Here is a 16,112-nt window from a genome sequence, read left to right as displayed (position 1 = left end):
ATGACGGAAGCGGCGAACGCCAGGCTTTGCGCCGATGGCTGGACCATCATGGACGATGACGGATTCATCAACCTCGTCGGACCGCTGTGGCACCGGATGGTCGGCGCGGCGCCCGAATATGCCATTCTCGGCCAGGACAAGCATCGCAACCGCCGCGGCGTGGTCCAGGGCGGCGTGCTGATGACGCTGGCCGATCGCACCTGCGGTATGACCGCGCGCTTCGTCTCGGGCGCGGAAAGCCTCGCCACCATCCAGATGGACACGCACTTCATCGACGCTGCGCGGATCGGCGACCTCATGATCTCCAGGCCGCATGCCGTTCGCACGACAAAGAGCCTCATCTTCATGACCACGCAGGTATCGGTCGACGAACGCCTGGTCGCAACGTCTCATGGTGTGTTCAAGGTGATGCGCGACCGGATCCACCCGGCGCATGCACACGTCTCGTAGCAAATGTCCGGTACCAATCATTGAGCAGACGTAATTGTGCAGGCTTCGTCCGGCGCAGGGGCGGAACCATTGCTGCGCCAGTTGCTTGGTCAGTGTCACCTCACCGTACATTCCGGCCATGCGCCGCGGCGGCTTTTGTGACGCCGGATTTTTGATCCATGACTTCTTTTAGTTCGCGCCCCCAACTTCATTCCTTGGACCATGGTACCGCTCATCAAAATCCAGAGTCCATGGCAGACACATCCTCGTCAGCCACGCTTGTTCTTGTGGTCGAGGACGATGCGCTGTTGCGCATGCATGCCGCGGAGATGATCGAGGAGGCCGGCTTCCAGGTTCTGGAGGCCGATGGCGCGGACGTTGCCATCCGCTTGCTGGAAAGCCGCACCGATATCCGAATCATATTCACCGATATCGACATGCCCAGCTCCATGAACGGCCTCAAGCTCGCCCATGCAGTCGCTCATCGATGGCCGCCGATCGGGATCATCGCCACGTCCGGGCATTTCCATGTCCGTGACGGTGACCTGCCCGATGGCGGGCGGTTCATCGCCAAGCCGTATCGATCGAGCCAGATTATCAGCACGCTGTGCGAACTCGCGGGCACTGCCGCTCCGTCCGCCTGATCCGCGTTCAAGTATCGTGGGCCGAATGACAGAAAAGGCCGGGATCGCTCCCGGTCTTTCTATTTGGAGCATGTTTCGCGCCGCTGGCTGGCGGCAGTGACGGCCGGCCCCGAAGAAGCCCGGCTTCTGGATGTGCTGGAAAACACGCCGCTTATCGCAATTGAATCAATCGGTTTCGCAACGCACGAAGAGCCGGCGGAGTACTACACCGCCTATTACCGTACCGACATCGGGCGGCTGCACTTCTCGGTTGGCTAACGCCGAACGCGATATATACTGCAGCAAAATGCAAGGGCACCGAGAGGAAGCCGCCTGGCCTGAATAGGCCATCGTCTCGTCGACAACGAGCGCTTCGCTCCTCGTCGCGCAGGACGGACAAAACTAGCCAGGAGACAGCCAGGAGATCCGCGATGCAACGGCCATCCAGTGGGGCGCATATCCGTCGGGTCGAGCGAGTCATCGCCGGCGCCGAAGCGGCCAGTTCTGCGCTCGCTGCCTCTTGGCGGCGGTCCGGACGCCTGCACGCGCTGGATCCCGCCAGCAATGCGCCGTCGCTTCGTTTGACAGAATCCGAAGTTCACCAGGCCCAGCACAAGCTCGGGCCGCTGTTGCGCGCCGCGCAGGCCACCCTCGACAGGCTGCTTGCGGCGGTGGGCAGCGTCGGCTGTTGCGTCCTGCTCTCGGACCGCGATGGCATCGTCGTCGATCGCCGCGGCGCGCAGGGCGATGATCGAACCTTCGAGTCATGGGGGCTATGGACGGGCGCGATCTGGAGCGAACAGTACGAGGGGACGAACGGGATCGGCACTTGTCTGGCCGAAGAACGGGCGCTGACGATTCACCGCGACCAGCACTTCTTCTCGCGTAATTCGCTGCTCAGCTGCACCACCGTTCCAATCTTCGACGAGCACGGCGAGATCGCTGCCGCCCTCGATGTCTCATCGTGCCGTGCCGATTCCACAGAGGGCTTCGTCCAACTGATCGCGGTCGCCGCGGCGGACGCCGCGCGCCACATCGAGGCGGAGAACTTCCGCCTCGCCTTTCCGGATGCGCGCATCGTATTGGCACCGGGCAGCGAGCGCGCCGGCAGATCGTTGCTGGCGGTGGATCACGACGACCTCGTTATTGGCGCGACGCGCGCCGCGCGCATGGCGCTCGGCATCAACGCGGCCACTTTGGCGAGGCCGATACCAGCTGCGGATCTGATCGGACAGGTCAACGAGAGACACGACGATCTCGAGACCGCCGAACGCGCGGTTTTGCAACGCGCTTTGGCCCGGGCCGATGGCAACGTATCCAAGGCAGCAAAAGACCTCGACATGTCGCGCGCCACGCTGCACCGCAAGATGAGACAGCTCGCCTTGCACCGCTGACAGATATCGTCGCGCACTGTCGCAGATTTGCGACACCCTCGCCCACCGAACGGATCGGCCCTCCTTGGCCTGCGGGCCGCATCGATGCGACCTTGAGTCCAACGCCCCGTTGAGGGCGTGTTTTCAGGAGGTCACGATGAACAAGGTGGACTTGAATATTGCGTTACAGGCGCCCTTCGCCAAGCGCTATGACAACTACATCGGCGGCGAATGGCGCGCGCCAAACAGCGGACAGTACTTCGACAACATCTCGCCCATCACGGGACAGGCGGTTTGTCAGATCGCCCGCTCCGACGCCGCGGATGTCGAAGCGGCGCTTGACGCCGCCCATGCCGCCAAGGAGGCCTGGGGCCGCACCAGCGTGGCCGAGCGCTCGTTGATCCTGAGCCGCATCGCCGATCGCATGGAAGAGAACCTGGGCAAGCTTGCGCTGGCCGAGACCTGGGACAACGGCAAGCCGATCCGCGAAACCACCGCCGCTGACATGCCGTTGGCGATCGATCACTTCCGCTATTTCGCCGGGGTCATCCGCGGACAGGAAGGCTCCCTGAGCGAGATCGACCACGATACCGTCGCCTACCATTTTCATGAGCCGCTCGGCGTCGTCGGCCAGATCATTCCATGGAACTTTCCGATCCTGATGGCGTGCTGGAAGCTCGCGCCGGCTCTGGCGGCCGGCAACTGCATTGTGCTCAAGCCCGCCGAGCAGACGCCCGCGTCGATCATGGTCTGGATCGACCTGATTGGCGACCTGCTGCCGAAGGGCGTGCTCAACATCGTCAACGGTTTCGGTCTCGAGGCCGGCAAGCCGCTCGCCTCAAGCAAACGGATCGCAAAGATCGCCTTCACCGGCGAGACCACGACCGGCCGGCTGATCATGCAGTATGCATCGCAGAACCTCATTCCGGTGACGCTCGAACTGGGCGGCAAGTCACCCAACATCTTCTTCAAGGACGTTGGGGCCAAGGACGATGATTTCTTCGACAAGGCCATCGAGGGCTTCGTTATGTTCGCGCTCAACCAGGGTGAGGTTTGCACCTGCCCGAGCCGGGCGCTGATCCACGAATCGCTCTATGACCGTTTCATGGAGCGGGCACTGAAGCGGGTCGCGGCGATTTCGCAGGGCAGCCCCTCGATCCGACCACCATGATCGGCGCGCAGGCGTCGTCCGAGCAGCTGGAAAAGATCCTGTCCTATATCGACATCGGCAAGCAGGAAGGCGCCAAGGTCCTGATTGGCGGCGAGCGTAACGTGCTGCCAGGCGAGCTTGCGGGCGGCTACTACGTCAAGCCGACCGTGTTCGAGGGCCACAACCGGATGCGCGTCTTCCAGGAGGAGATCTTCGGCCCGGTGGTTTCAGTGACAACGTTCAAGGACGATGACGACGCACTGGCGATTGCCAACGACACGCTCTACGGGCTTGGCGCCGGGGTCTGGAGCAGGGACGCCAATCGCTGCTACCGCTTCGGCCGGGCTATTCAGGCCGGACGGGTGTGGACTAATTGCTACCACGCCTATCCGGCGCACGCGGCCTTCGGCGGATACAAGCAGTCCGGAATCGGTCGCGAAAACCACAAGATGATGCTCGACCACTATCAGCAGACCAAGAACGTGTTGGTGAGCTACAGTCCGAAGAAGCTCGGCTTCTTCTAGACGCGCGCCGAACCGGCGCGTTGCTTCTGCAAAAAGCGCCGCCCGCGATCGATCCACCTCGAACAGTTGGAGCGCAACGAAAGTTGCGCTCCAACATGCTGACGGCGCGTGACGGGCGCCGCCTCCGTTCATATTGGCGGAAAATTGGAAATCGAAGCGATGATCAACAAGGTGACCGCGACGCCGGAGGCGCTCAAGCTTCTCGCCGAAATCGTCGCAGACCACGGCCCGGTGCTGTTTCACCAGTCCGGCGGCTGTTGCGATGGCTCGTCACCGATGTGCTACCCGACAGGCGATTTCATCATTGGCGATAACGACGTCAAGCTCGGCGAGATTGGCGGCGCGCCGTTCTATATCGGCGGCCCGCAGTACGAGGTTTGGAGGCACACCGACCTGATCATCGACGTGGTGCCGGGCCGCGGCGGCATGTTCTCGCTCGACAACGGCCGCGAGCAGCGTTTTCTCACCCGCTCGACCATTTGTATCCCAGCCGAAAAATGAACCTTTGCGGCTTGCCAAATGGCGCGCCGCTCAAAGCAAATACCCGTCTCGACGTCGAACTTCAGCTTGGTCGGCGTCAATTGGCGAATTCTGCTTTCAGAGTGTCCGCTCGCCCTGGATCGACGTCGGAGCGTCGGGTTGCCCGGTAGCGGCCAGGCGACAGGCCGTGATGTCGATTGAACAGCTTCGAAAACGCCGCAGTGGTCTCGTAGCCGACAGAGGTCGCAATCCGTGCAATCCCCTCGTCGCTTGTTTCGAGCAGGAACGCGGCCTCCGACATACGGCGCGCGATCAGATAGCGGTACATGGACTGGCCGACGAGCCTGGTAAAGCGAGCCGAAAACGCCGAGCGACCGAGCCCCACGCGTTGTCCGAGGTCGTCAAGGGTCCAGGCCAGATGCGGCCGTTCGTGGATCAGCTGAAGCGCCGGTCCGATGTGCGGGTCCGCCATCGCCCCGAGCCACCCGCCTTCTCCGGGACCGAGAGACTTGACCCAGCTTCGCAATACCTCGACGAAGAGCACTTCTGTCAGTCGCGAAAGCGCGACGCCCTGGCCAGGACGCGGACGCGCCGACTCGCTCACCATGCGTCGCAGAATCGCCTCAAGCCACTCGCCGTCTTCCGTCGGCTTCAGGAGAAGCACGGGCGGAAGCAATTCCAGCACGCTACCGCGCGAGGGCCACGCCATCGTGAACTTGCCACAGATCATCGTCGCATACGGCGGCGCGCTGCCGCCGTGACGAACGACGCCAAGATGCGCCGACGACCGATCGAGGTCGATGACCGAAAAGGATGGCGTCCGGCTATCCGAATAAAGCTTATGAGGCTCGCCGCGTGAGAGGACGACAAAGTCGCCTGCGTTCATGCGGATTTCTTGTCCCTGTTCGAGTGCGAGGGTCGCGGAGCCACGACTGATATAATGGAACAGGGCGTACGGGCGTTGTGGCAACGCCAGATTCCAGGGATGGCCGAGCTCGAAGTGGAAGAGCAGAGTCCCACCGAGGCGAACGCGGTCGAGTACTTCGGCGAGGATGTCCATGGCGGTGATGCTAATCCCGCGGACGATCCGACGCAATACTTGGACGATTGGGCTCTACCGTCCGAAACATCTTCCTATTAGGTCCTGCGACGTGCGCTGACGCATCGTGCGGTCACCCATCTCCCAAAGCGGCAGATGGACGAACCGTGGTTTGCTGAAGCGCCTGCCCACCGCGACCTCGCGTCGTCCGTCATCCAGCAGGAGCTATTATGCGAAATCTTCTTTTATCGACTGCCGCCGCCCTCATGGCCGGAGCGGCATTTGCCGCCACCGCCCAGTCGGCTGAACTGCCCAAGGGGGCAGCTCACAACATTGTCCTCGTCCATGGCGCTTTTGTCGACCAGACGAGCTGGAAGCCCGTCGCCGACATCCTCACCAAGAAGGGCTACAATGTCACGCTCGTCGAGAATCCCCTCACCTCCCTTGCCGCTGACGTCGATGCTACCAAACAAGCGCTGGCGAAGCAGAGCGGCAAGACCGTTCTCGTCGGCCACTCCTGGGGCGGCGTGGTCATCACGCAGGCCGGTAACGATCCCAAGGTCTCGGCGCTGGTCTACGTCTCTGCTTTCGCGCCTGACGTCGGCCAATCTCTGGCGACCCTCGCCAAGAGCGGTCCGGCAACGGAAGGCACCGCGGCGATTCATCCTGACGACAAAGGCAATCTCTATATCGATCCCAAGGTGTTTCCTTCCGCGGTCGCGGCTGACCTGCCTCCGCAGATCGCCGAATCCCTGGCAAACCATCAGCTTCCGTTGAACCACACGGCGTTCGAGGCGCCGGTCGATACGGCCGCCTGGCGCGACAAACTGACGTTCTACGTGATCAGCACCAGGGACAAGGTAATCGCGCCCGAGGCCCAGAAGTTCTTCGCCACCCAGATGAAGGCGCAGACGACGGATGTTGCCGGCAGCCATGCTTCGCTCGTCGTTCACGCGGAGGAGGTCGCCGCGGTGATCGAAAAGGCCGCGCTCGTGAAGTGACAGGAGCGCTCCCGGCACGTTCGCGCCGGGAGCGCCCACACCATTCCCTCACTGCAATATTTCATGCCCAGCATCCGGAGGATGACATGACTGCACGCGACATCGCGAGCCAGGACACCACGCTTGAGACGGCACCCACCCGTTACGTGGAAGGCCGCGGAATCCGCTTCGCCTATCGCCGCCTCGGCCCATCAGCCGGAACGCCGCTGGTTCTGCTGCAGCACTTCTCGGGCAACATCGACGCGTGGGATCCCGCCGTGGTCAACGCGCTCACCGCCGATCGCCCGGTGATCGCCTTCGACAATGCCGGGGTCGGCCGCTCGACCGGTCAAACGCCGGACAATGTTGCGGCGATGGCCCGAGACGCGGTCGACTTCATCCACTTGCTCGGCCTCTCCGAAGTCGACCTGCTGGGTTTTTCCCTGGGCGGCTGCGTCGCCCAGCAGATCGCTGCCGAGCACGGACGGCTGGTGCGCAAGCTCATCCTTGTCGGCACCGCGCCGAAAGGCGGAGAGGAGCACCTGTTGGCGGTTCTGCGGGAGGCGTTTTCCCAAACCGATGCGCCGGACCCCCGCCTGCCGCTGTTCTTCACGAGGTCATCCGCCAGCCAGTCGTCCGGCCTGGCATTCCTGAAGCGGGCGAAGGTGCGCAAGGACGATCGCGACACCGACAACGGCAGCGCGGTCACCGATCCGCAGGCCAAGGCGCTGATCACCTGGTGCGCCACGCCTGATCCCGGGCACGCCATGCTGCACGCCATCGGCCAGCCCACGCTGGTGGTCAGCGGCAGCCACGACACCATGCTGCCAGCAAGCAACGCCTACGCCATGTTCGAGGAGCTCAGCAACGCCCAGTTGGTGCTCTATCCCGATTCAGGACACGGCGCGCTGTTTCAGCACCACGAGACGTTCGTCAGCCACGTCCAGACCTTTCTGGAAGCGTGACCGGCGGCTGCATGATCCTCGGCGCATTCCGATGCGATCGGATGCGCCTTACCCATGAGAGTTGTTGCGGAGGACAAAATGACAACAGAGAAGATCGAGGTCGAACGTTTCAGCCTCACCAGTTCAAAACCATTCGACGCTGTCGTCGCCGCACTCAAGTCGGCGGTCGGTCAGCCTGACATGGTCGAATTTTTCAAGGCGACGCGGGCGGCAACGTCCTTCCCGGATCTGGAGCGCGTCGTGCAAGGCGCGCTAGGCCGCACGGGCCTTATGCTGTTCGCGGAATTCGATCTGGGTGCCGTTCTGCGTCGCGAAACCGGCTCCCGGACGCCTAACAGCATGCGGTTTGTGGTGGGCAATCCTCTCATCATGAAAGAAATGGTCAAGCACGTCTCCGATGCTGGATCCTACGCACCAGTCACGATCCTCATCGATGAACGGGCCGATGGCGTGCATCTCTCTTATGACCTGATGGAAAGCTATCTGCTGTCATATGGCAGCGCAGAAGCACTTGCTGTCGCCCGCAATCTCGATGCGAAAATCACAAGCTTGCTGCGCGAATCTGCAAGCTAAAACGTGCCGATGACGTTTCGACCGGTGGCAGCGAGCGCTTCAAGCGGCCATCGCGCCACGCGCGAAGGCAACGGCGCGAAACGAGCCGGACGAATGGCACCAGAACCGGAAGGGAATTCCGACATGTACAAGACGCTTCTTGCTGCCCTCACCGCGGCGGCGCTTTCCACCTTGGCGCCCGCGGCCAGCGCAGAGCCGCTGGATGCCAAGACTTTCGACACGATCAAATCGCAATTCTCCAGGCTCATAGAATTGGCCAATAGGCACGATTTCAAGGCGCTGCACGAGATGTTCTGGCAATCGCCCTCTGCCCTGCTGGTGGCCAAGAGCGCGATTGCGTCCGAGGGCAACTGGGCCGGCTTCTGGGGCAATGAGGCGATTGATCAGAAGCTTCACGACATCGGCAGCTCCGGTCCGGTCGTGCTCGCGCCGGATTATGCGAAGCTCAAGGTCGTCGGCCTGACGGACGACGTCGCGGAGTCCTATGTGCCGATGAACATCACAGTCTCCTATGCGGGACAGGATGGAACGGCCCGGCCGTTTCTGATGATCATCAACTGGCTTCGCGTCGGGAAGGACTGGAAGGTCGCTTCGGAAATTATTCTGCCGGTACCGCCGGCACCCGCTGCGAAGGGTTAAGCGCCAAGCCTCAGTTCTCATACGGCACTGACGGCTTCGTGACGCGCCTGCGGGTCGCGACTGACCTACACTTTCAAAGAGGCCTGAGAAAGTCAGCTTATCAAACAGGAGAGAGACCATGGCGATGAACAGACGGGTGTTTTCGGCGGCGTTGGTGACGAGCGCAGCAGCTTCGCTGTTTCCCCGGTTGGGAATTGCTGCAAGCTTTCCCACCGTCAAGGCCCGCAACGTCGTGCTCGTGCACGGACTGTTCGCGGACGGCTCGTGCTGGTCGGAGGTGATCGGGCGGCTGCAGGCAGCCGGTCTCAACGTTACTTCCGTGCAAAACCCGCTGACGACGCTGCCTGAGGCAGTCGCGTCTGCCGCACGGGTGCTGGCGCGGCAGGATGGCCCGACAGTTCTGGTTGGCCATTCTTTTTCCGGCATGATCGTCACGGAAGCGGGCGTTCATCCGAACGTCGCGGCACTTGTCTATGTGGCGGCACGCGCGCCGGATGCGGGCGAGGACTATACGGCGCTTGCGAAAACCTACCCGACACCGCCGGCTTCGGCCGGGATCGTGTTCGACGGCGATGAAGGGCGCCTCACCGAGGAAGCCTTCCTGCGCGATTTCGCGGGCGATCTGCCGAAGGCAAAGGCAAAGCTGCTCTATGCAGTCCAGCAGCCGTTTCATAAATCGCTTCTCGAGGGCAAGACGACGAATGCGGCGTGGCGGTCGAAGCCGAGCTACTACGCCGTTTCCACCAATGATCGCACGATTAACCCCGACCTCGAGCGCTTCATGGCCAAGCGCATGGGCGCCAGGACGATAGAGGTCAAAGCGAGCCACCTTTCGCTGATCTCGCATCCCGAGGAGATCACGCGGCTGATTCTGGAGGCAGCAGGACAAAAGCGGTGAAGCAGAACGCAGTTTGGATGGATCGGTGCGCGCGAAGAAGCGACGCGCCGACGCGTCCGCGATCGTGCCCCGGTTGAATCAAAATGGAGGGGGAAATGAGATCAGCAAAGGGGCAAATCGTCGTCGCGACAGGAGTGTCTCTCCTCATCTGCTCGGCACTAATGTTTGGCGTACCGGCACGCGCTCAAAGTCCGCAACCGCCGAAAGCGGCCGATGCATCCGCCTACCTGCCAAGCGTGAGCGATCTTATGATCGCGACAATTCAACCGCGCCATATCAGAATATGGCTTGCTGCCAAGCGTCAGAACTGGGAGTTCGCGAGCTATGAGCTCGGTAACCTGAAAGGCGCGTTCCGCCGGCTGAGCGTTGCCCACCCGATGCAGGGCAACGTACCACTACAAGACATGATTGCTTCTGTAACAGCGGATCCGATTGCCGATCTGGAAAAGGCGATCAAGGCGAAAGACCTGACCTCATTTGCCAAAGCCTATGACAGCCTTACGGAAGGATGCAATTCGTGCCATGCAGCTTTGAACCATCAAGAGGTGGTGATCAAAGTTCCGGAAGGCTTTCCAGCCTCAACTGTGGACGATCTGGACCTCTCGCCCCAGAAGCGCTGACTGTGATCTGACGAGCCTCCACCACCTGGCTAAGCGCCAGGCCATCAGATCGTGCATAGATCTGAACTGCGAGAAAATGAGGAGCTTGCGGCCTACTGCGCCCAGCTCCCTCAAACATCTCCATCAGCCGCTCGAGTTTGGCTGAGCCGGACTCCACCGCACCCGACACGCCTTCTAGGGGGACGCGGTTCGTAACGGGTCGGCCTACCGGTTTCGTTCTGCCTCCGTCAGGAGGCGCCGAGCAGGCGGTCATAGACCAAGCGCAGGATTCGCCGTTTGTGCTGAAGGCCGGGAAATGGTGCCCAGGGGCGGGATCGAACCACCGACACTGCGATTTTCAGTCGCATGCTCTACCAACTGAGCTACCTGGGCGCCGCCCGGATCGTGGCCGGGAGCGCCGGTTTATAGTCAGGCCGGGCAGCCATGTCCACCCGTCCAAGACATTTCGTTGAACAGAACCGAAGTTGTTCGATTCAAACGCGTTTCCGCCGTTTCCGGATGCCCTGCCCGGCCCGTCCCGGGCCAGGCAGGATGTCAGTCGGCGTCTTCGTCATCCGTGGGCTTGCCGGGAATCGCGTAGGAATTCGACAGCCAGCGGTTGAGATCGACGTCGCGGCAGCGCTCCGAACAGAACGGCTTGGAGGTCTCCACCGACGGCTTGCCGCAGATTGGGCACGGCTTGGCGGGTTTTACCCCTGGTTCGGGGGACTTAGCCGGCATTGAGCCACCCGAAGCGAATCGGGAAACCTTCGCCGCCCAGCAGTGAAACGGTCTCGTACAGCGGCAGACCGACAATATTGGTGTAGGAGCCGACCATCTTGACCACGAACGAGCCGGCAATGCCCTGCACGGCGTAGCCGCCGGCCTTGCCGCGCCACTCGCCGGAGCCGATGTAGGTCTCGATATCTTCCTCGGACAGCCGCTTGAAACGCACCCGGGTCTCGATCAGGCGCTGGCGGAAGCTCTCCTTCGGGGTCACCAGGCAGACCGCCGTATAGACCCGGTGGTTGCGGCCGGACAGCAGCCGCAGGCACTGGGAGGCCTCGTCGACCAGCTCCGCCTTGGGCAGGATGCGGCGGCCCACCGCGACCACGGTATCCGCGGCCAGGATGAAGGAGCCGCGCAGTTCGTCGTCCAGCTGCACGGATTTCAGGGCGGCGTCGGCCTTGGCCCGCGCCAGGCGGTTGGCGCAGGCGCGTGGCAGCTCGCCCCGCGTCGGCGTCTCGTCGACATCGGCAGGGCGCAGGGCGTCGGGCTCGATGCCGGCCTGGTTGAGCAGGCTGACGCGGCGCGGCGAACCGGAGGCGAGAACAAGTTTGGGGCGGCCGAGCATGCGGGCCTATCGATTGGAGGGGTTGAAATTCGCGCGGAACCTATCGGAAGGGCATCACTTCGACAACCGCGGAAGCGCCTGCGGAACCGCGATTACCCGCTCGCCGCGCCACCTTTGGCAAAGCGCTTGCGGATCCGCAGCAGCAGGCTGTCGCAGACCTCGCGATAGGCCTCCAGGCGCTGCTCGCGGTTGCCCTCGACGCCGGTCGGGTCCTGGGTCGGCCAGTATTCCACATCGACGGCGTTGGTCCGGGTCAGTTCCAGCGCCTTGTGATGCGCTTCCGGCGACAGGGTGATGATCAGATCGAAGTTCAGGCCTTCCCAGTCGTCGAGTTCCTCGAAGGTGGTCGGCTTGTGCTTGGAGATGTCCTGGCCGAGTTCCGCCATGACCGCCACGGCGAACGGATCGACTTCGCCCTTCTTGACGCCGGCGGAGCGCACATACAGGGCCTGGGGAAACATCTGCTGCAGCAGGCTGGCCGCCATCACCGAGCGAATGCTGTTCTGGCCGCATGCGAACAGCACGGCCTGCGGAGCGCGCACCGCCATCCGCGCTAGGCTTTCTTGCGAAGGAGCATGGCCTTGCCAGAAAACCGGCTGCCACTTTTCCGGGCCATGCTCACCCCTTCCAGTGCAGCACGGAGATCAGCGTGAACAGCCGCCGCGCCGTCTCGAAATCGATCCGCACCTTGCCCTTCAGCCGTTCCATCAGCGTGTGCGATCCTTCGTCATGGATGCCGCGGCGCCCCATGTCGATGGCCTCGATCTTGTCCGGCGTGGCGGTGCGAGATCGCCTGGTAGTAGCTGTCGCAGATCATGAAATAGTCCTTCACGATCCGCCGGAACGGGGTCAGCGACAGCAGGTGCGCCACCACCGGGGTGCCGTCCTCGCCGCGAATGTCGAACATCAGGCGATTGCCGGTGATGCCGATGTGCAGCGTATAGGGTCCGGCTGCCGCCCCTTCCGGCGCGAACAGGTTTTTTCCACCAGATCGTAGATGGCGATGGCGCGTTCGTGCTCGATATCGGGCCCGGAACGCCCGATCGACTCCTCATCGAGCGTCACCGCCACGATGCGATTGTCCGTATCATCCACTGGTAGCGTTTTGTTCATCCGAGGTTGAGGCGCAATCCAACAGAGCGTGCATGGGCATCGAGGCCTTCGGCCTTGCCCAGCGTCATCGCAGCCGGTCCCAGCGCCCGCAGCTCGTCCGGCCCGCATTTCAGGATCGACGTTCGCTTCATGAAGTCAAGCACGCCGAGCCCGGACGAGAACCGCGCCGAGCGCGCCGTGGGCAGCACATGGTTGGAGCCGCCGACATAATCGCCGATCGCCTCCGGCGTATGCGGCCCCAGAAAGATCGCGCCGGCATTGCGAGATCCGGGCGGAGATCGCCTCCGGGTCCACGGTCATGATCTCGAGATGCTCGGCGGCGATGGCATTGGCCAAGGTGACGGCTTCGTCGAGGTTCTGCACCAGGATGATGGCGCCGAAGTCCTGCCAGGATGCCCGCGCGATATCGGCACGCGGCAGGGTGGCGAGCTGCCCCTGCAGGGCCTGCTCGACCTCGTCCGCCAGCGCCGGGCTGTCCGTCACCAGAATCGACTGCGCATTGACGTCGTGTTCGGCCTGCGCCAGCAAGTCGGCGGCGATCCAGCCGGCATTGCCGGTGTGGTCGGCGATCACAAGCACTTCCGAGGGGCCGGCGATCATGTCGATGCCGACCTTGCCGAACACCTGGCGCTTGGCGGCCGCCACATAGGCATTGCCGGGGCCGACGATCTTGGCGACCGGCGCGATGGTTTCGGTGCCATAGGCCAGTGCGGCCACGGCCTGGGCGCCGCCGACACGGTAGATTTCCGAAACGCCGCCGAGCTTGGCCGCAGCCAGCACCAGCGGGTTGAGCTTGCCGTCCGGCGACGGTACCACCATCACCACGCGCTCCACGCCGGCGACCCGCGCCGGCACCGCGTTCATCAACACGGAGGACGGATAGGCCGCGGTGCCGCCGGGCACATAGAGACCGACCGCCTCGATGGCGCTCCAGCGCCAGCCCAGCTCGACCCCCAGCGCATCGGTAAAGCGGTCGTCCTTGGGCAACTGTCGCCGGTGAAACAGCTCGATGCGGTCGCGGGCAAATGTCAGCGCTGCCAGGGTTTCGGCGTCGCAGGCCGCCACGGCGGCGTCGACTTCGGCGGCCGTGATGCGGAGGCCCGAGGCGTCGATGTCGAGCCGGTCGAACTTGCGGGTCGCCTCCAGCAACGCCGCGTCACCGCGCGCCGCGACGTCATCGACGATGGCCCTGGTCGCGGTCTCGATATCCGCCGAAACCTCCCGCTTCATGGCGAGGAAGGCCTTGAATTGCTGACTGAAATCGGCGCTGGCGGTGTGCAACTTGATCGGCATGAGCGGAGTTCCGGCGGGGCCTTGCCTGCCAAGGCCCCCTGCTCAATGGCGCGGCGGTGCGGGGGCGTCAACCCCGGTTAGTCACACGCCGGTCTCGTGCCCCGGACGCGGTGCACTGCGCCGCCTTGGCGGCGTGGTGCGCCGCAGAGCCGGGGCCGTCCCAAACGCCGGTGCTCGCGGTGGTCCCGGCCCTGCGGAGCGGCATGTCGGCGATGCAAGTGCATCGCCTGAGAATGCCGCACCGCGTCCGGGACAAGAACTGGCTATGCGTTCAAATCCGTCGCCGCATCTTCGCTGGCGCCGAGGTCTTCGGGGCCGAGATCGGCCAGTTCGCATTCGAGACATTCGACGTCCAGCCGCAGCGCGCCGCCGTTTGCGAACATCAGCACGGCACTACCGCCGGGGGCTCGCTGGCATGAAACTCGATACCGAGCAGCTCCAGCGCCGTCTCCGGCGCCTCCAGATCGATGTTGCGCGATTTGCAGGCCAGCACCCGGTCGAACCGCAGCGCGGCCACCAGCCGCGGCGGTGCAACCTCGCCGCCGATCGCCTGGTCCCAGTCGAGGCGGTTCATGCCGACCACCAGCCGTTTCTCGCTTTGCCGCCAGATGATATCGGCAACGCGGACGGCGGCGTCCTGAACATGCGCGGAAATCACCGCCAGATCATCGGGATCGAGAGCAATCAGCTTGCGTTGACCTGTCACGGCAGCCCCTTGCCATTTCGGTGAGCCAAACCTCAGCCGCTGATGCGCTCGATGGTGGCGCCGCAGGCGGACAGTTTTTCCTCGAGCCGCTCAAAGCCGCGATCGAGATGATAGATGCGATTGACCATCGTCTCGCCTTCGGCCGCAAGCCCGGCGATCACCAGCGACACCGAAGCGCGGAGGTCGGTGGCCATTACCGGCGCGCCGCGCAGCTTGGCGATGCCGTCGATGGTGGCCGTCTCGCCATCGAGATGAATCCGCGCGCCGAACCGGGCCAGCTCCTGCACATGCATGAAGCGGTTCTCGAAAATCGTCTCGGTGATGTGCGAAGAACCCTTGGCGCAGGACATCAGAGCCATCAGCTGGGCCTGCAAATCGGTCGGAAAACCCGGGAACGGTGCGGTGGACACATTGACGGGGCTGAGCCCGGCGCCGTTGCGCGACACGCGGATACCGTCGTTGTTGACCGTAATGGTGGCGCCGGCCTGGGTCAGCACGTCGAGCGCCGACTGCAGCAGCTCCGGCCGCGCGCCGGACAGTTGCACGTCGCCGCCGGTCATCGCGACCGCCATGGCGTAGGTGCCGGTCTCGATGCGGTCCGGCAGCACGGTGTGGCGGGCGCCATGAAGCTTGGCGACGCCTTCGATGACGATGCGCGGCGTGCCGGCGCCGGTGACCCGGGCGCCCATCTTGTTCAGGCAATCGGCGACATCGACGATCTCGGGCTCGCAGGCGGCATTGTTGATGATGGTGGTGCCCTTTGCCAGTGTCGCGGCCATCAGCGCCACATGGGTTCCGGAGACGGTGACCTTGGGGAAATCGATCTCGGCACCCTTAAGGCCGCCGGGCGCCTTGGCGATCACATAGCCGCCGTCGATGGTCAGCTCGGCACCGAGCTTCTCCAGCGCCATGATCAGCAGGTCGACGGGACGGGTGCCGATGGCGCAGCCGCCGGGCAGCGACACCTTGGCTTCTTGCATCCGCGCCAACAGCGGCGCGATCACCCAGAAGCTGGCCCGCATCTTCGACACCAGCTCATAGGGTGCGGTGGTGTCGATGATGTTCTTCGCCGAAATGTGCAGGGTCTGGCCCTGATATTCATGGTCGCCCGGGCGCTTGCCGGCCGACATGATATCGACGCCGTGATTGCCGAGGATCCGCTGCAGCTGTGCGACGTCGGCGAGCCGCGGTACATTGTCGAGGATCAGCGTTTCCTCGGACAGCAGGCCCGCAATCATCAACGGCAGAGCGGCGTTTTTCGCGCCGGAGATCGGGATAGTGCCATTGAGCTTGCTGCCGCCGACGATGCGAATGCGATCCATACCGATTCCCGCTGATTGCTGTGCACAAAGTATAGGGCGGACAACGCCCCTT

At 63.4% G+C, this 16,112-nt stretch carries 16 protein-coding genes, 1 tRNA gene and 4 pseudogenes; 12 read left to right on the top strand and 9 right to left on the bottom strand.

The genetic code is table 11. The features are described 5' to 3' along the window. The 6 genes and pseudogenes from ONR75_RS04895 (at position 1) to ONR75_RS04870 (ending at position 4,600) form a co-directional block, all read left to right on the top strand. A complete protein-coding gene (locus ONR75_RS04895; RefSeq protein ID WP_265081629.1) occupies positions 1 to 450 on the top strand; it encodes a PaaI family thioesterase in 450 nt (149 codons plus the stop codon). A gap of 230 nt (positions 451 to 680) precedes the next feature. After that, on the top strand, positions 681 to 1,073 hold the full coding sequence (locus ONR75_RS04890) for a response regulator (RefSeq protein ID WP_265081628.1): 393 nt from the start codon (positions 681 to 683) through the stop codon (positions 1,071 to 1,073). A 63-nt stretch (positions 1,074 to 1,136) separates the two neighbouring features. Then, complete coding sequence (locus ONR75_RS04885) at positions 1,137 to 1,331, top strand: UTRA domain-containing protein (protein ID WP_265081627.1); 195 nt, start codon at positions 1,137 to 1,139, stop codon at positions 1,329 to 1,331. A 152-nt stretch (positions 1,332 to 1,483) separates the two neighbouring features. Next, positions 1,484 to 2,446, top strand: a complete 963-nt coding sequence (locus ONR75_RS04880; RefSeq protein WP_265081626.1) for a GAF domain-containing protein — start codon at positions 1,484 to 1,486, stop codon at positions 2,444 to 2,446. A 136-nt stretch (positions 2,447 to 2,582) separates the two neighbouring features. Further along, positions 2,583 to 4,099: pseudogene (gene adh / locus ONR75_RS04875) on the top strand (aldehyde dehydrogenase). Between the two features lie 159 nt (positions 4,100 to 4,258). Beyond that, on the top strand, positions 4,259 to 4,600 hold the full coding sequence (locus ONR75_RS04870; RefSeq protein ID WP_265081625.1) for a DUF779 domain-containing protein: 342 nt from the start codon (positions 4,259 to 4,261) through the stop codon (positions 4,598 to 4,600). A gap of 76 nt (positions 4,601 to 4,676) precedes the next feature. Here the strand turns inward: ONR75_RS04870 and ONR75_RS04865 are convergent, their stop codons facing one another. Next, complete coding sequence (locus tag ONR75_RS04865; protein ID WP_265081624.1) at positions 4,677 to 5,639, bottom strand: AraC family transcriptional regulator; 963 nt, start codon at positions 5,637 to 5,639, stop codon at positions 4,677 to 4,679. A gap of 209 nt (positions 5,640 to 5,848) precedes the next feature. On the opposite strand from ONR75_RS04865, the gene ONR75_RS04860 reads away from it, so the two are divergent. From ONR75_RS04860 to ONR75_RS04835, 6 genes are all read left to right on the top strand, one after another. After that, entirely contained in the window at positions 5,849 to 6,619 is a 771-nt protein-coding gene (locus tag ONR75_RS04860; protein WP_265081623.1) for an alpha/beta hydrolase, read from the top strand. 86 nt (positions 6,620 to 6,705) lie between these two features. After that, positions 6,706 to 7,563 (top strand): alpha/beta fold hydrolase, encoded by an 858-nt coding sequence (locus tag ONR75_RS04855; protein ID WP_265081622.1) that lies wholly within the window; start codon positions 6,706 to 6,708, stop codon positions 7,561 to 7,563. Between the two features lie 78 nt (positions 7,564 to 7,641). After that, positions 7,642 to 8,136 carry a DUF302 domain-containing protein gene (locus ONR75_RS04850; protein WP_265081621.1) on the top strand — a complete coding sequence of 165 codons (495 nt, stop codon included), beginning with the start codon at positions 7,642 to 7,644 and terminating at the stop codon, positions 8,134 to 8,136. Between the two features lie 123 nt (positions 8,137 to 8,259). Next, positions 8,260 to 8,775: a hypothetical protein gene (locus ONR75_RS04845; RefSeq protein ID WP_265081620.1), complete on the top strand. Its 516-nt coding sequence runs from the start codon at positions 8,260 to 8,262 to the stop codon at positions 8,773 to 8,775. Positions 8,776 to 8,893: 118 nt separating this feature from the next. Next, complete coding sequence (locus ONR75_RS04840; protein WP_265081619.1) at positions 8,894 to 9,673, top strand: alpha/beta fold hydrolase; 780 nt, start codon at positions 8,894 to 8,896, stop codon at positions 9,671 to 9,673. A gap of 95 nt (positions 9,674 to 9,768) precedes the next feature. Next, complete coding sequence (locus tag ONR75_RS04835) at positions 9,769 to 10,293, top strand: cytochrome family protein (protein ID WP_265081618.1); 525 nt, start codon at positions 9,769 to 9,771, stop codon at positions 10,291 to 10,293. Between the two features lie 296 nt (positions 10,294 to 10,589). On the opposite strand, the gene ONR75_RS04830 is transcribed toward ONR75_RS04835, so the two are convergent. From ONR75_RS04830 to murA, 8 genes and pseudogenes are all read right to left on the bottom strand, one after another. Further along, positions 10,590 to 10,665 (bottom strand) — tRNA-Phe (locus ONR75_RS04830). A 162-nt stretch (positions 10,666 to 10,827) separates the two neighbouring features. Then, positions 10,828 to 11,013 carry a DNA gyrase inhibitor YacG gene (gene yacG / locus ONR75_RS04825; protein WP_265081617.1) on the bottom strand — a complete coding sequence of 62 codons (186 nt, stop codon included), beginning with the start codon at positions 11,011 to 11,013 and terminating at the stop codon, positions 10,828 to 10,830. Beyond that, a complete protein-coding gene (locus ONR75_RS04820; protein ID WP_265081616.1) occupies positions 11,003 to 11,626 on the bottom strand; it encodes a Maf-like protein in 624 nt (207 codons plus the stop codon). Before ONR75_RS04820 ends, yacG begins: the two co-directional genes overlap by 11 nt. A 92-nt stretch (positions 11,627 to 11,718) precedes the next feature. After that, a complete protein-coding gene (locus ONR75_RS04815) occupies positions 11,719 to 12,174 on the bottom strand; it encodes a low molecular weight phosphatase family protein (protein WP_265081615.1) in 456 nt (151 codons plus the stop codon). 70 nt (positions 12,175 to 12,244) lie between these two features. Further along, positions 12,245 to 12,739 (bottom strand): annotated as a pseudogene (locus tag ONR75_RS04810) (UPF0262 family protein). Continuing rightward, positions 12,736 to 14,032 (bottom strand): annotated as a pseudogene (gene hisD / locus ONR75_RS04805) (histidinol dehydrogenase). The pseudogenes ONR75_RS04810 and hisD overlap by 4 nt, the downstream one beginning before the upstream one ends. A gap of 263 nt (positions 14,033 to 14,295) precedes the next feature. Beyond that, positions 14,296 to 14,738: pseudogene (locus ONR75_RS04800) on the bottom strand (DUF2948 family protein). Positions 14,739 to 14,770: 32 nt separating this feature from the next. Next, positions 14,771 to 16,060, bottom strand: coding sequence for a UDP-N-acetylglucosamine 1-carboxyvinyltransferase (gene murA / locus ONR75_RS04795; RefSeq protein ID WP_265081614.1), 1,290 nt, complete (start codon positions 16,058 to 16,060; stop codon positions 14,771 to 14,773). Positions 16,061 to 16,112 lie beyond the last annotated feature (52 nt).

It is taken from the genome of Rhodopseudomonas sp. P2A-2r, assembly GCF_026015985.1.
Lineage (GTDB): Bacteria > Pseudomonadota > Alphaproteobacteria > Rhizobiales > Xanthobacteraceae > Tardiphaga.
Note: the sequence above shows the minus strand (reverse complement) of the source record. Positions and strands in the feature narration are given on the sequence as shown.

Coding starts and splice junctions, on each gene's coding strand:
- ONR75_RS04895 (WP_265081629.1), top strand. CDS start 1: ATGACGGAAGCGGCGAACGCCAGGCTTTGCGCCGATGGCTGGACCATC.
- ONR75_RS04890 (WP_265081628.1), top strand. CDS start 681: ATGGCAGACACATCCTCGTCAGCCACGCTTGTTCTTGTGGTCGAGGAC.
- ONR75_RS04880 (WP_265081626.1), top strand. CDS start 1,484: ATGCAACGGCCATCCAGTGGGGCGCATATCCGTCGGGTCGAGCGAGTC.
- ONR75_RS04870 (WP_265081625.1), top strand. CDS start 4,259: ATGATCAACAAGGTGACCGCGACGCCGGAGGCGCTCAAGCTTCTCGCC.
- ONR75_RS04865 (WP_265081624.1), bottom strand. CDS start 5,639: ATGGACATCCTCGCCGAAGTACTCGACCGCGTTCGCCTCGGTGGGACT.
- ONR75_RS04860 (WP_265081623.1), top strand. CDS start 5,849: ATGCGAAATCTTCTTTTATCGACTGCCGCCGCCCTCATGGCCGGAGCG.
- ONR75_RS04855 (WP_265081622.1), top strand. CDS start 6,706: ATGACTGCACGCGACATCGCGAGCCAGGACACCACGCTTGAGACGGCA.
- ONR75_RS04850 (WP_265081621.1), top strand. CDS start 7,642: ATGACAACAGAGAAGATCGAGGTCGAACGTTTCAGCCTCACCAGTTCA.
- ONR75_RS04845 (WP_265081620.1), top strand. CDS start 8,260: ATGTACAAGACGCTTCTTGCTGCCCTCACCGCGGCGGCGCTTTCCACC.
- ONR75_RS04840 (WP_265081619.1), top strand. CDS start 8,894: ATGGCGATGAACAGACGGGTGTTTTCGGCGGCGTTGGTGACGAGCGCA.
- ONR75_RS04835 (WP_265081618.1), top strand. CDS start 9,769: ATGAGATCAGCAAAGGGGCAAATCGTCGTCGCGACAGGAGTGTCTCTC.
- yacG (WP_265081617.1), bottom strand. CDS start 11,013: ATGCCGGCTAAGTCCCCCGAACCAGGGGTAAAACCCGCCAAGCCGTGC.
- ONR75_RS04820 (WP_265081616.1), bottom strand. CDS start 11,626: ATGCTCGGCCGCCCCAAACTTGTTCTCGCCTCCGGTTCGCCGCGCCGC.
- ONR75_RS04815 (WP_265081615.1), bottom strand. CDS start 12,174: ATGGCGGTGCGCGCTCCGCAGGCCGTGCTGTTCGCATGCGGCCAGAAC.
- murA (WP_265081614.1), bottom strand. CDS start 16,060: ATGGATCGCATTCGCATCGTCGGCGGCAGCAAGCTCAATGGCACTATC.